This window comes from Plantactinospora mayteni (assembly GCF_016862935.1).
GTDB classification, from domain to species: Bacteria; Actinomycetota; Actinomycetes; order Mycobacteriales; family Micromonosporaceae; genus Plantactinospora; species Plantactinospora mayteni.
Genome location: NZ_BONX01000052.1, coordinates 40,651 through 54,724, shown reverse-complemented (window position 1 = coordinate 54,724; position 14,074 = coordinate 40,651). Strand labels below are relative to the sequence as shown.

The following is a 14,074-nucleotide window of genomic DNA, read 5'->3' as shown; positions in this document are numbered from 1 at the left end:
CGTGGCCCGCCGACCGCTATGACTGGCCCGCTTGGGGCACATCCCTGATGACCTGCTCGGTCTCCGCTTTGGTGATCTCGTAGCGGTCCACGGCGAGATGGCCCGTCCTCCCCCGTCGCTCGACCTTGCCGATCAGCAGGTCGAGCTTCACCGCGAGCTCCTCCACCACCGGGTCGAACGACGCGCGGAACTCCCGGCCCATCCGGTCGTTGCCGAGTTGGCCGACCTGCGATTCGATCGCGCCCTCGGCGTCGGTCCAGCTGGCCCGGAGTGTGGCGGCCACTTGGCTGAGCACTTGCATCACCGCCCGGGTCGCCCCGATGTCCATGCGGATGCCGTCGCCGGTCATTCCCGCCATAGCCGCTGGCTCCTTTCCGGCTCGCTGTCAAGCAGTCGCAGAGCCGGGTCGAACCAGGGGTCCACCTCGTCGTCGGGCCCGGCACCGATCACCCGCCCGGCGATCTGGGCCGCGTCCTGGGCCGCCGCCTCGGCCGCGTCTCGGATGGTCGCGGCGATACTTTCGGCCAGGGCCGTCGCGTCCGGCTCGCGGTAGATTCGTGGGTCCAGTTCGAGGTTGATCAGCTCACCCCGGCCGCCGACGGTGACGGTGACCAGCTCGTCCGCGGAGTAGGCGGTGATGCGGATCCTGTCCATCCCCTCGCGCATCGCCAGCAGATCCTCGGTCAGCCGTGAGTACTCGGCGAGCCGCGTGGTCAGCTCGCCAACTGAGATGTCCAACCTGGCCTCCCAGCGTGGTCCACACCCGAGAATCAGCATGTCGCGGCCCCGGCCGCTCCGGAGGACACTGGCCTGTTCCGGTCACGGGTGCCCAGGACCCCGGAGCGCGTCGGAGCATGCGTCATCGTGAAGACACCCACCGCCGTTCTCCTGGCCATCGCGGTGGCGGTGGCCGTACCCTCGGTCTCGGCCGGGCCCGCGTCTGCCGCGCCGCCGGCCAGCGCCTGTCGCGACCCGGAGCCCGGGCGGCCGGCCATCGCCGACCTGCCGTGGGCCCAGCAGTTGCTCGACCTGCCGAGCGCCTGGCGGCACAGCACGGGTGCCGGCGTCGTCGTCGCGGTGGTGGACTCCGGGGTGGACGCGGACCACCCGCAGTTGCGCGGGCGGGTGCTGGCCGGTCGGGACTTCTTCCTCGTCGGCGACCTGCGGGGCAACTTCGACTGCGTCTCGCACGGCACCGCGGTCGGCTCCATCATCGCCGCCAGATCGGCGGGCGGGGTCGGCTTTCGCGGGGTCGCGCCCGGGGCACGGATCCTGCCGGTCCGGATCACCGACCGCGAACTCAACGACCAGGGCGAGCCGATCCCGATCGATCCCGCCGCGGTCGCCCGGGGCATCCGGTACGCCGCCGACCGCGGCGCCAAGGTGATCAATCTTTCGCTCTCGGGCTACGGCGACTTCCCGGCGGTACGCAACGCCGTTCGCTACGCGCAGTCCAAGGACGCGCTGCTGGTGGCGGCGGTGGGCAACCGGCAGGACAGCGGGCCGACCGCGTCGTTTCCAGCGGCGTACCCCGGGGTGCTCGGGGTCGGCGCGATCGACATCGCCGGTGCCCGCCCCTCGGGCTCCCAGGTGGGCGACTACGTGGATCTGGTGGCGCCGGGTACGCGGGTGGTCGGCGCGACCAGGGTGCGTGGGCACACCTACCACGACGGCACCAGCTTCGCCGCGCCGTTCGTCGCCGGCGCCGCCGCTCTGGTGCGTTCGGCCTGGCCCGAGCTGACCGCGGAACAGACGGCCCAGCGCCTCATGGCGACCGCCGCACCGGCCCGGGGCGGCCGGTCCAGCCGGGAGTACGGCGCTGGCGTCGTCGACCCGTATCGGGCGGTGACGGAGGGGCTCTCCGAGCGCGACCCGCTCGCGATGCCCGAGGTGGTGCTCCCCGCGCCGGATCCGGAGGCGGTCCGCGTCGCGGCCTGGTGGGACCGGACGAGCGCCAGCGCGAAGCTCGGTGCGGGCGCGGGCGCGGTGGCTCTCGCGCTGGCCGCGGTCCTGGCCTGGGCGCTGCCGCGGGGCCGCCGCCGCCGTTGGCTGCCGGGGCGGGCGGAGCTGCCGGCGGCAGCCCCGCCCCGCGACGAGCCACCGGAGGAGATCTTCCTGTTTCCGCCGCCCCCCGTCGAGGAGCGGACGAGGAGCTGACCCGCTGCGCCGAGGAGTGAACCTTTTTCAACCTGAACCGCGCGGCGCTCACGCCCCGCCTCCGACCTTGCGGTCCGACGAACCGCAAGCGGAGGTTGAAAAAGGTTCAGTGTTCGGGCCGATCAGCTTTCCGGGATCAGCCTGCTGACTTCCGCCAGAGTCCCCTGGTAGAGCTGGTTCGCCCGGTCGACGGCGACGCCCAGCATGACGAGAAATTCGTTGTTCAACCGGTCGAAGTTCAGCGCCGCCGTGGTGACCTCGTTGAATTTGCCGCCGGCCATGTCCGGCCAGTCCTCCGTGAGCTGGCCGATGACGGACGACCAGGTGTCGTGTTCGCCGTCGAAACCGGCGCCGGTCGTGGCGATGCCTTGCCGGAGTTGGTCAAGAGCCCCGAATTCGGCTCTGATCCAGTCGGTCATGTGCCGAGTCCTCTCCTAGGTTCCGACTGTCAACCAGCGACCGGGCCGCCGAGGCCACCACCGAACGGCGCGGACCCGCCGCCCTGCTGCGTTGACCTCATCATCCCCATCGCTTCGAGGTTGGTTTCGTTGTACGCGCCGCTGCCCTTCTGCAGGGCAACCGACTGCTCGCGGAGTTTGCGGACGCAGTTGTCCCCGGCCGCGCGCCACTCCGTCTGCTTGTCCTTGAAGGCCTGGTCTGCGCCTCCCCGCCATGTCGCCATTACCTCCCCCACGATCGCCTCCAACCTGGCGATGTACGACGCCATGGAATCGGCGACGACGTTGGTGGCCTGCGACGCGGAATCTAACCCTGGTGTTCTACCGGCAAGCATGCTCATCGGCTGCTCCTTCTTGCTGATGCCGGGGCTGGTGAGCCGGACGGCCCGGGCCGCGGGTGCGGCACCCGGTATCGACGCTAGGGGCGCCTGGTCGACCGGCGGACCAGCCGGCACCTTCCTGCCATCCCGGCCCACGCGTCCCCGACAGCGGCGACGATCCCGGCAGGCGGAATACGTAGGGAGGTCGCGGTCATGGCGACGGTGGTGGTGCGCAGGCCGTCTCGCCGGCCCGCTCCGGAGATGCCCTCCGGAGAGCTGTTGCTGGAGGCACCACCAGAGATTCCAGCGCCGCCGGCCCGGCAGTGGACGCAACTGCTGATGGTCCTGCCCATGATCGCGATGATGGGCGCGATGGTGCTCATGTTCAGCGGCGGCGGAATGTTCGGCGGCAGCGGCTCCGGTTCGTACGCCACGCTGCGCTACGTGGTCTTCGGGCTGTTCGGCGTGGCGATGCTCGGCATGGTGGCGGTTGCCTTCCTCAACAGTGGTGGGCCGAGCAAGCGCGAGATGGGCAACGCCCGCCGGCTCTACCTGCGGGGCCTGGCCCAACACCGGATCCGCGTCGGTCGCGCCGCCGACCGGCAGCGGGACGCGCTCTGGTACCTGCATCCGGACCCTGCGACGCTGTGGTCGCTGGTGCCGAGCTACCGGCTCTGGGAACGGCGCCGAGACGACCTGGATTTCGGCGTGACCCGGATCGGGGTCGGCCGGCAGAGCCTGGGGACTCGGCTGATCCCGCCGGACACCAAGCCGATGGAGCAGTTGGAGCCGCTCTCCGCACTCGCCCTGCGCCGGTTCATCACCACCTATTCGGCGATCCCGGACCTGCCACTGGCGATGGCGGTCAACGGGTTCAGCCGGATCCACGTGCGCGGCGACCACGAGCGGGTCACCGGCCTGGTCCGGGCGATGCTGGGCCAGCTTGCCACCCTGCACGCGCCGGACGACCTGCGGATCGCGGTCTGCGCCGGGCCGGAGTGCCGGCCGGAGTGGGAGTGGCTCAAGTGGCTGCCGCACGCGCTGCACCCGGAGCGTACGGACGCGCTCGGCCCGGTCCGGCTGGTCGCCCCGACGATCACCGCCCTCGAAGCGATTCTGGAGGACCTGCTGGCCAACCGCCCGCGCTTCGACCCTGACAACGGGGGCGTCCGGGTCGCCGGCCCGCACCTGGTGGTGGTGCTCGACGGCGGCGTGATCGCCGGCTCCGACCACCTGATGACCGGCGGCGGCGTCGAGGGCGTCTCGGTGATCGACCTGACCACCGCACCGCCCCGAGCCCTGGAACAGTCCACTGTGGTGCTGGACCTCGCCGACGGCGGCTCGCTGTCCAGCCTCACCACGGACGGGGAGACCGAGCTGGGCCGGGCTGACACCCTGGCGATGGACGGGGCCGAGGCGCTGGCCCGCCAGCTCGCACCGCTGCGGCTGACCGGGGGCAGTCTTGGCGACCAGCCGCTGAACGTCGAACTCGGCCTCGAAGACCTGCTCGACCTCGGTGACCCGTACGCGTTCGACCCGTCGGAGACCTGGGTGCAGCGGCCCAGCCGGGACCGGCTGCGGGTGCGGTTCGGCATCCGGCCGGACGGCACCACGATCGAGCTGGACCTCAAGGAGTCTGCGCAGGAGGGCATGGGCCCGCACGGGCTGTTGATCGGCGCGACCGGCTCGGGCAAGAGCGAGCTGCTGCGTACCCTGGTGCTGGCGTTGGCGGTGACCCATCCGCCGAACATGCTCAACTTCGCGCTGATCGACTTCAAGGGTGGCGCCACCTTCGCCCGGATGGACCGGCTGCCGCACACCAGCGCGGTGATCACCAACCTCGCCGAGGAACTGCCACTGGTCGACCGAATGGCCGACGCGATCAACGGTGAGCTGCTCCGGCGGCAGGAGCTGCTCCGGGCGGCGGGCAACTTCTCCTCGCTGCGCGACTACGAGAAGGCCCGGGCCGCCGGCGCGCCGCTGCCCGAGGTGCCGACGCTGTTCGTGGTCTGCGACGAGTTCAGTGAGCTGTTGTCGGCCCGGCCGGACTTCATCGACATCTTTGTGCAGATCGGTCGGGTGGGTCGCTCGCTCGGCGTGCACCTGCTGCTGGCCAGCCAGCGGCTGGAGGAGGGCCGGCTGCGCGGCCTCGACGCCCACCTCTCCTACCGGATCGGCCTGCGCACCTTCTCCGACATGGACAGTCGGGTGGTGCTGGGCGTCCCCGACGCGTTCTCGCTGCCTCGGGCTCCGGGCCACGGATTCCTGAGGTTCGGCACCGAGCCGATGGCGCGGTTCCGCTCGGCGTACGTCTCCGGCGTGCACAGCCTGACGGTCGCGACTGCCACCGGTCCGGGCGAGCCGGAACAGCTCGGGCTGATCGAGTACTCGACCAGCTACCTCGCTCCGCGGATCGAGGCCGAGGAGGAGCCCACCGAGCCCGAGGAGGATCCGGACGAGGCGGTCGGGGAGAGCCTGCTGGACATCCTGGTGGAGCGGATCGCAGGCCGGGGCACCCCGGCGCACCAGGTGTGGCTGCCGCCGCTGGCGGAGTCCCCGACCCTGGAGGAACTGCTCGGCGGGTTGACCACCGAGCCGGGACGAGGGCTTCACGCAGCCCTGTCCGACCGGTGTGGATCGTTGCGGGCGCTGGTGGGGGTCGTCGACCGGCCACTGGAGCAGCGACGCGATCCGCTGGTGCTGGAGTTGGCGGGTGCGGCCGGAAACGCCGCCGTGGTCGGTGCGCCGCGGAGCGGGAAGAGCACCGCGCTGCGTACCATCGTCGCCAGCCTCGCGCTCACCCACACGCCGCGCGAGGTGCAGTTCTACTGCCTGGACTTCGGCGGGGGCGCGCTCGGCCCGCTCCGGGGGCTGCCGCACGTCGGCGGAATCGCCGGCCGGCAGAACCCGGCGGCGGTGCGGCGTACGGTCGCCGAGGTGACGGCGCTGCTCACCGAGCGGGAACGCCGGTTCGCCGACCGGGAGATCGACGGCATGACCAGCTACCGGGCGCTGCTCGCGGGCGGCGGTGTCACCGACGACCCGTACGGCGACGTCTTCCTGGTGGTGGACGGCTGGCTGACGTTCCGGAAGGAGTTCGAGGACCTCGAGGAGGTGGTTGCCGGGATCGCCGCCCGCGGACTGGCCTACGGGGTGCACCTGCTCGTCGCCTGCTCGCGCTGGTTCGATCTGCGAACCACGGTGCGGGACCTCTTCGGCACCCGGGTGGAGCTGCGGCTCGGCGACCCCATCGATTCCGTGATCGACCGGAAGATCGCCATGCGGGTGCCGGCGGACGCACCCGGCCGGGGGATCAGCGTCAGCAAGCACGAGATGCTGATGGCGCTGCCGCGCATCGACGGCCAGCGGACGCCCGACGACCTGACCGCCGCAGTGGCCGGAATGGTCGACGCCGTGCGAGGCGCCTGGACGGGCGACCCGGCGCCAGCGGTGCGGATGCTGCCCAACCGGGTGCCCTACCTCGACCTGCCGCCGGCGGACGACCCGCGGAACCTCCAGTTCGCGATCGGTATCGCCGAGCAGGATCTCGGGCCGGCGCGGCTGAACTTCGACTCCGAACCGCACGTGTTGCTCCTCGGCGACATCGAGTCCGGCAAGACCGGGTTCCTGCGCCTGCTCGCCCGCCGGATCGCGCACACGTACGAGCCAGCGCGGGCGCGGGTGCTCCTGATCGACCACCGGCGGGGGCTGCTGGGCGAGGTGAGCAACGAGCACCTGCTCGGCTACGGCACCGATCTGGCCACCACCGCGCACCTGATCACGGAGGCGGCCCGGGGAATGGCCGACCGGCTGCCCGGACCCGACGTCACCCCGGAGCAGTTGCGCAAGCGGGCCTGGTGGGCGGGGCCGGAACTGTTCGTCCTCGTCGACGACTACGACCTGGTGACCACGCCGGCGAACAACCCGTTGCTGCCCCTCATGCCGTACCTGCCGCAGAGCCGGGACATCGGTCTGCACCTGGTGGTCACCCGGCGTACCGGCGGCGCCGGTCGGGCGATGCACGACTCGTTCATCGCCCGGCTCCGGGACGTCGGCTCGGCCGGCCTGCTGCTGTCCGGATCGAAGGACGAGGGACCGCTGCTCGGCGGGCTCAAGGCCGAGCCGCTGCCGCCGGGCCGTGGGCGGCTGGTCACCCGCCGGGGCGTACCGCAGATCGTCCAGCTCGCCTGGCTGCCACCCGCGGATCCGGCCTGACCGCTTGCGGTCGTCGCGGACTCTGCCCGCCGAGGCGAATGCTGAACTGAACCAACGACATTGAACCAGTGGACCGGGAGGCCAGATGACACATCCAGGAGGCGGGCTGCTCAGTGGGCAACCCGACGCGATGCTTGCCTACACGCTCGTCAGGACCAACCCGCCGACAGAGCAGCTTTCCGGTTGCGGGGGGCTGGAGCAATGCGCGACGTTCGTCGCTGAGAACACCAAGGCCCTCGACTACCTGAAGATCTTCATGACCGATGTCAACACCCGCTTCGACGAGTTCGAGTACGCCGCCCGGCAGGGCGGCCAACAGTACCTCGTCGCGAACGAAGTGAACCGGATCTCCATCGAGGGCGTGCTTAATCCGACGCCGACACCGAGACCGGTCGAAGGTCAGGGTGCATAAAGGGGGAATGACATGGACTACGCCGCACAGTTCCAGAAGCTGGTGGACCAGATGACGGCCGAGAAGAATCACGCGCAGGCCATTCTCGACCAGGTTGACGTGTGGGCTCGAGCTTCCATCGAACTTGGTCAATCATTGAAGTCGATAAGGGACGAGACCGCTGCGCTGAACGCCGCGTGGGACGATCCGAACGGCGCCAAGATGCTAAAAGTGGCCGACAGTGCTGCGACAACGATCGAGGGACGGAGGGAGTACCTCAACAGCGCGGCGCCATGGCACAAGATCATGAACGCCGGCAACGATATCGCCCCCACCCTTGGCTTCGTCCAGCAGCAGTTCGAGGCGGCCAAACCGCTGATCGAACAGCTCAAAACGGCCGACGGTCTTATCGATGCGAACGTGGCTGATGAAAACGTATTCTTCGCTCGCGCCAACGTCGTGAGTCTGATCGAGGCATACCTCCAGGCCGCCAAGGACAGGATGAAGGCGCTCGGCAACCTTTTCACCGAGGCGACCGGTGCGGTGCAAGACGCCGTGCAGGGTAACGAGTGGTACCTCCACCGGATTGAGGACCCTGGCGGGGGCCCACTCTCGGCCCCCGATCCCGGCGTCCCGGAGGGCGGCGTCCCCAACGGCATGTCCGACGTACCCCAGGGCGGCGAGGCGACGGCGCCCGGCGGCGGGGCACCCCCCGGCGGGGGCGGAGCACCGCCCGGCGGCGGGACAGGGCCGTCGCTCTCCGGCCAGCCGTCCACACCCACCCTGCCGTCCACCGGCGCCCCGCCCCCTGGCGGAATGGGTCCCGGTGGACTTACCCCGCCGGGTGGCGGTGGCCCCGGCATCGGTCCGGGTCTCCCGCCGGTGATCCCGCCGATCGGCGGTACCAGCGGAAACGGACGGGTGCCCGCCGCGAATCTCGGCGGCGGCGCCCGCATCCCGGGGGTCGGCCTGGGCGGCGGTGGCCTCGGTGGCGGTGCCGGGTTGGGTGCCGCCTCGATCGCGCAGGCGGCCACCCCGGTCGGCGGGCCGGCGCAGGTCGCGCCGAGCGGCCCGCCGCCAACGCTGCCGCCCGCCAGCCTGGCCGGGACTTCGACCCCGGCCGGCGGTGTGCCGATGATGCCGCCCATGATGCCGCCGATGGCCGGAGCCGGGGCGGGCGTGGGTGGTGGCGGGGGGCCGGGGTCGGGCGCGGCCCGCCCAGCGGGGGCCGGCCGGGGCCATGGACCCCGGAATCCCACTCCCGGCATGCCCGCGCTGCTGAGCGGTAAGGCGGGCAAGGGCAGCCCGCACGCGATCCCGCCCAGGCCCCGACTGATCCAAAAGACGGACGCGCCGGCCACCGTGGAGCTGATCGACGAGGACATGTGGCAGGTCAGCGAGCGGCGTACCGAGGAGTCCCGCCCGCCGGCGCGGATCCACCGCCACTGAACCCGATCGTCACCGAAGCGTCGCGGCCCCGGGAGAAATCTCTCCCGGGGCCGCTTCCGGCTGGCCCACTGTCGGCCGGGACCAGCTCAGGTCTGGCTGTGGCGCATCGCGCCGTCGTGACTCAGGGCGGTGCCCATCCGTAGGCGGCTGACCACTCCGGCCGGCATGCGGACCGGGCGTACCCCGGGGTAGCCCAACACCTCAAGGACCTTCGGGTCGGCCAGCGGGTGGGCGATGCCGAGGTCTGTGACCAGCAGCAGGGTGCCCGCCGGAGCGTCCGGGGCGGGCATCGACTCCACGACCGCGGCCCCGCCGCCCGGCACCAGCACCCGGTCGGCGAGCCGAGTACCTCCTTCGGTGCTGCCCGGGGTCTGCCGCATCGGGTCGACGCTCGGCATCGCCGGGTCCAGCAGCACGGCCGGCACCGGCCCACGCGGGGCGAACACCAGGCACATGGTGGTCGACGTCGCGCCGGCCGCGAACTCCGGCGGCAGGACCGGCGGGTCACCAGCAGCGACGGGTACGGCGGGCGCATGCTTGGCCCCGGCCGCCTCCAGCAGACTGAGCGACACGCCGGCCGGCTTCTTGCGGGGGTACGCGGCGGCGGTCCTGCGGGAGGCGAGCTGGATGTCGTACTGCAACTCGCTGATCGGCCGTAACTGGCCAACCTCGGCGAGATAGTGCTGCACGCCCCCGGAACTCGTCGCCACCAACAGCTGGCCGGCCCGGATGTCCTTCCGGCCGGGCACCGCCTGGGATGGCTTGCCGACGTCCCGCACCACGATCGGCGTGATTGGTCGGCCGGCCGGCAGCACGTCGAGCACCGCCGGATTGACCGGGATCGCCGGTCCGGCGCGCAGCGCCACCTCCACGGCGACCGTGTCCGCCCTGTCGATCGCGTGTCGGTATCCCTGCCACACCAGGTGACGCTCGCCGGACCCCGCGACCGCGACCAGCAGCGCCCGCTCCGCCAGCGGGTCGCCCGCCGCGGGCCGGTGCCCGACCATCAGCACCGACTCCCACACGGCCGCTCCAGTCCGGTCCCGGCCCGGCTGCGAGCAGAACGTCCACTCCCCGGAGAGCAACCGCTTCGGCGCGGGCAGGGCGTCGGGCGCGTCCGGAATGCCGATGCGCGGCCCCCGGGTCACCCCGACCAGCGAGTTGCGCGACACCACCCGGGTCTGCGCGTGCCGCTCGAGTGCAAGCAGGGCCGAGGTGTAGTTGGCGACCGGATGCAGCCGGCCGTCCAGGTAGACGTAGCGGGTCCCGGTCTCCTTCTCGACCACCACCGCATCGCCGCCGCGCCAGCTCTTGGCGCCGCCGGGCACGATGATCCCGTAGATGCCGACGACGGCCAGCGCGATGACCGCGACGGCGATGCCACCGTACGCGGCGTAGACCGGCCGGCGGAACGGAGGCTGCTCCGGGTCGCTCTCCCTGGTCACCAGGCCCGAGATCACCCGCTGCACCAGAAACTGGTACGCGTGCAACTGGTCGCGCTTGGACGCCATGTCAGCCGCCCAATCCGCGTACGTAGCCGTACAGGCCGAGCACGGAGCAGACCACCGGCAGGACCGCCAACACCACCAGCACCTCCAGCAGTTCCGCGTACCGTCCCAGGTACGGGCCGGGCCGGCGGACGCTGTACACCACGGCGAGCAGCGCGACGAGCCCACCGACCAGAAGCAGGACCGGTCCCGTCACGGCGAGCAGGTCCGACCGGTCGGCCATCAGCGGCCCGGTGGCCAGGGACACCGCCCCGGTCAGCCCGGCGAGCAGCAGCGGCAGTCGTTGCCGCCCGATCGGATACAGCCGGGCGCGGAGCAGGAAGCCGATCGTCAGGACGGTCACCAGGATCGTCGCGGCGGTGCCGCCGGCGCGTGCCAGTAGCACCTGGCAGACGGCGGCGGCCAGCGCCAGGCCGGCCACCATGCCGGTGAGCAGGCTGTCCGCTCGCAGTACGGCGGCGTACACCGCGGCCCGGGGTGGCTGCGGGTCGTCGCGTACCAGGTCGGCGGCGACGCGGGGGAGGACCGGCATCGGTACCCGGCTCAGCCGGATCGACAGCGGGGCGAGTACCGGTGAGAACGCCAGACCGAGGCCCGCCACGAGCGCGGCGGTCTCGTGCGCCTCCAGCGCCTCCAGGGTGGTGAGCCAGCCGCCGATGACGCCGAAGAGTCCGGCCGTGGTGCCGGCGACGAACAGCGCGGCCCGGTCCACCACACCGAGCAGGCCGACGATCGAGGCGAGGAGCAGCGCGGCTCCGGCGGTCAGCAGATGCGGCGCGCCGAGCGCGGTCAGCGCGCGGTCACCGGCCAGGGCGAGGCCGCCGCCGGCGACGGCCAGCGGCAACGCGACCAGGGCGCTGACCACGCCGCCCCCGGTGTCGCCGGCCGCCCGGGCCAGCATGACACCGACGGCGAGCAGCAGGCCGGCCGTGCCGAGTGCCCACCATGCCGGACCGGACCACGGCGGTCCCGCCCGTAACACCGCGACCAGGCAGAGCAGGGCGGTCAGCGCGCCCACGCCGAGACCGGTGGCCCGGGTGTGCCCAGGGCCCCAGGCGCCGCCGAGCCGGGCCGAGCCGGTGGCGATCGCGTCAACCAGGTCGTCGTACTCCAGCTCGGGCCAGTCGGTACGGGCGTGCGTCAGGTACAGCACCTCGCCGTCCCGTATTCGATGCCCAGCCAGCGTACGGGCCGGTTCCAGCGCGGTCCCGTCAACCCGGCGCAGCGCCCACCCGCCGGCACCCACCCCGGCGTCGGCGAGGCACTCGCCGGCGTGCGTCAACAGGGCGGGCAGCAGCTCGGCGAGCGGCGACCGCTCGGGCAGGGCCAGGTCGATCCGCCGGGCCGGCGCCGCGACGGTCACCCGGACCAGGCCAGTGTTGTTCATGGCAGCTCCGCGACATCCGCCCCCGGCGGCGAGCTGCCGGAGGGTCCACCCGGGGCGGGGGACGCACCTACCCTGACTGGACCCGGTCCGCCTGGGAAGCGGGTCGGCAGCTAGCGGCCAGGCGCTTGCCGCCGCATCCCGGCCGGCTCGGCGAACTGCCGCCCGAGCCGGCGGCTCGTGGCCGAGCGGCCACGGCGTCCGGGTCGAGTCGGGCGATGTGAGCGATGGTGCGGTCGACGAACGGCTTCGGTTCAGCCGCGCGTCGTGCTGCGCCGCACCACCAGATCGGGGGCGAAGACCAGTTGGGTCTCGGCGGGCAGCGGAGCGTCGCCGATAACAGTGAGCAGCAGGTCCACGGCGGCGATCCCGAAATCCTCGTGCGGGGGCCGCACCGAGGTGAGGGGGACCAGCGAGTTCTCCGCGTACTCGATGTCGTCGTATCCGACCACGGCGATATCCTCGGGTACCCGTACACCGTTGCCCACCAGGGTCTGCACCAGCCCGATGCCGAGCAGGTCGTTCACGGCGAAGATGCCGTCCGGGCGGTGCTCGGCCGGGCGTCCGGACAACTCCGCGCCCACCTTGTGGCCGACCGAGATGATCCGGTGTTCGATGTCGATGATCTCGAGCATCGCCGTGCCCGACTCGCGGACCGCGTTGCTCGCGCCCTGCAGCCGGTCGGCGATCTGCTGAATGCCGAGCGGGCCGCCGACGAACGCGATCCGGCGGCAGCCGATCTCGATGAGGTGCCGGGCGGCCAGGTACCCGCCGGACACGTCATCGATCGAGATCGACGGCTGGGCGGCCGAGTTGGCCCGCCGGCCGACCAGCACCGACGGCGTACCCCGGGTCCGGGCGGCGGCGAGCCGGTCCTCGATGGGGTCGTGCGAGGCGACCAGCATGCCCCGGACCCCCTGCTCCTCGAACAGCGCCAGATAGGAGTCCTCGCGGGCCCGGTCACCGCCGGAGTTCGCCAGGAAGACGGAGAGCCCGGCCTGTGCCGCCCGGCGCTCGACCCCCTCGGCGATGGTGGCGAAGAATGGGTTACTGACGTCGGGCACGATGTACGCGACGGTGCTGCTGCGTCCCAGGCGAAGCTGCCGACCGGCGTTGTTGCGTACGAAGCCCAGCTTCTCGATGGCCTCCTGGATGCGCTTCGCCTTCTCCGCGGATACCCTCGTCGGATGGTTGAGGAAGTGGGACACGGTGCCCATCGAGACGTCGGCTAGCGCGGCGACCTCCCGGATTCCGACCCTCGGCACTTCGAACCTCACAACACCCTTCGTCTGACAACTACGGTAGACACGCGACAGGCGGCGGCACCACCCCGGGTTACGACTCGACGGACTCTAGCCGGAGCATGCGGGCGATCACCCGGTCGAGTTCGCTGTCATCGAAGATCTTCTTCCAGTCGGTGCGGATAATGGTCTCGTGACCGTAGTCCATCGCGATGCGGCACGCGTCCGAGAACGGGTTCGCGCCGCGCAGCGTGTTGCTCAGCGCCACCTGGACGTGTCCGTACAACATGGCTCTGGCCGCCGGCTCGGGCACGCCCACCGTGTTCACGGTCTCCGCCAATGCCTCCCGCAGCAGGTCGCCGACCATGCAGGCAACGGTCTCGACCAGCGTGGGCTCGAGCACGGCGAGCTGCTTGACGGTGACCCAGTGCACGTCGATGACGGGTCCGTACATGATCCGGATGATCGTTTCGGCGATCTCCCGCCGGGCCGGGGCGTCGCTCTCGAACGCGGCCACCACGTCCTGCGGCGCGGCGACCCCGCCGAAGCTGTCCGCGTACTCCTCGGGCGTGCTGCGCTCCAGGAAGACCGACGGGTGGCAGGGGTGGGCGACCGCGTAGTGGACGTCGTCCCGCTTGTGCAGCACGCCGGCGTACGCGGCGGCCGGGTCGAGGGTGAGCACGATGGCGTCCGGGCGCAGCAGTGGGACGACCGCCTGGGACACCACGCCGAGGGCGATGTCCGGAACGGCGAGGATCACCACGTCGGCGTCGCGCACCGCGGTATCCGGGTCGCTGAGTTGGCGTCCCGCCTCGACGACGCGCCGCTGGGCAGCGGGGGAGTTCTCGCTGTAATGGACCACGTGGCCGGTGCGCTGCAGGTTGTCCGAGATCCGCATGCCCATCTTGCCGCCAGCGCCGACGAGGGCGATCTCCAGAGGACTTGCCATGA

General features: G+C 71.7%; 12 protein-coding genes. 4 read left to right on the top strand and 8 right to left on the bottom strand.

What is annotated here, in order from left to right:
- Positions 1 to 16 precede the first annotated feature (16 nt).
- Positions 17 to 358, bottom strand: a complete 342-nt coding sequence (locus Pma05_RS33950) for a hypothetical protein (protein WP_203861612.1) — start codon at positions 356 to 358, stop codon at positions 17 to 19.
- Entirely contained in the window at positions 346 to 738 is a 393-nt protein-coding gene (locus Pma05_RS33945) for a YbaB/EbfC family nucleoid-associated protein (RefSeq protein ID WP_203861611.1), read from the bottom strand. Before Pma05_RS33945 ends, Pma05_RS33950 begins: the two co-directional genes overlap by 13 nt.
- Positions 739 to 864: 126 nt before the next feature.
- Here Pma05_RS33945 and mycP point away from each other — a divergent pair, with 126 nt between their 5' ends.
- Positions 865 to 2,157, top strand: coding sequence for a type VII secretion-associated serine protease mycosin (gene mycP / locus Pma05_RS33940; protein WP_239313672.1), 1,293 nt, complete (start codon positions 865 to 867; stop codon positions 2,155 to 2,157).
- A gap of 122 nt (positions 2,158 to 2,279) precedes the next feature.
- On the opposite strand, the gene Pma05_RS33935 is transcribed toward mycP, so the two are convergent.
- Both Pma05_RS33935 and Pma05_RS33930 read right to left on the bottom strand, forming a co-directional pair.
- Positions 2,280 to 2,576, bottom strand: coding sequence for a hypothetical protein (locus tag Pma05_RS33935; RefSeq protein WP_203861610.1), 297 nt, complete (start codon positions 2,574 to 2,576; stop codon positions 2,280 to 2,282).
- Between the two features lie 29 nt (positions 2,577 to 2,605).
- Positions 2,606 to 2,956: a WXG100 family type VII secretion target gene (locus Pma05_RS33930; protein WP_203861609.1), complete on the bottom strand. Its 351-nt coding sequence runs from the start codon at positions 2,954 to 2,956 to the stop codon at positions 2,606 to 2,608.
- A gap of 192 nt (positions 2,957 to 3,148) precedes the next feature.
- Between Pma05_RS33930 and eccCa the strand changes: the two genes are divergently transcribed.
- From eccCa to Pma05_RS33915, 3 genes are all read left to right on the top strand, one after another.
- Entirely contained in the window at positions 3,149 to 7,150 is a 4,002-nt protein-coding gene (gene eccCa, locus Pma05_RS33925; RefSeq protein ID WP_203861608.1) for a type VII secretion protein EccCa, read from the top strand.
- An 85-nt stretch (positions 7,151 to 7,235) separates the two neighbouring features.
- The gene (locus Pma05_RS33920; RefSeq protein WP_203861607.1) at positions 7,236 to 7,562 is read left to right on the top strand and encodes a hypothetical protein; all 327 of its coding nucleotides are present in this window, start codon (positions 7,236 to 7,238) and stop codon (positions 7,560 to 7,562) included.
- A 12-nt stretch (positions 7,563 to 7,574) separates the two neighbouring features.
- Positions 7,575 to 8,990 (top strand): hypothetical protein, encoded by a 1,416-nt coding sequence (locus tag Pma05_RS33915; RefSeq protein ID WP_203861606.1) that lies wholly within the window; start codon positions 7,575 to 7,577, stop codon positions 8,988 to 8,990.
- 86 nt (positions 8,991 to 9,076) lie between these two features.
- On the opposite strand, the gene eccB is transcribed toward Pma05_RS33915, so the two are convergent.
- The 4 genes from eccB to Pma05_RS33895 all read right to left on the bottom strand — a co-directional run bounded on the left by eccB (position 9,077) and on the right by Pma05_RS33895 (position 14,072).
- Entirely contained in the window at positions 9,077 to 10,501 is a 1,425-nt protein-coding gene (gene eccB / locus Pma05_RS33910) for a type VII secretion protein EccB (RefSeq protein WP_203861605.1), read from the bottom strand.
- 1 nt (position 10,502) lies between these two features.
- On the bottom strand, positions 10,503 to 11,885 hold the full coding sequence (eccD, locus tag Pma05_RS33905; protein WP_203861604.1) for a type VII secretion integral membrane protein EccD: 1,383 nt from the start codon (positions 11,883 to 11,885) through the stop codon (positions 10,503 to 10,505).
- Between the two features lie 251 nt (positions 11,886 to 12,136).
- Positions 12,137 to 13,147: a LacI family DNA-binding transcriptional regulator gene (locus Pma05_RS33900; protein ID WP_203861603.1), complete on the bottom strand. Its 1,011-nt coding sequence runs from the start codon at positions 13,145 to 13,147 to the stop codon at positions 12,137 to 12,139.
- Positions 13,148 to 13,217: 70 nt separating this feature from the next.
- The gene (locus Pma05_RS33895) at positions 13,218 to 14,072 is read right to left on the bottom strand and encodes a phosphogluconate dehydrogenase C-terminal domain-containing protein (RefSeq protein WP_203861602.1); all 855 of its coding nucleotides are present in this window, start codon (positions 14,070 to 14,072) and stop codon (positions 13,218 to 13,220) included.
- Between the last annotated feature and the right edge of the window lie 2 nt (positions 14,073 to 14,074).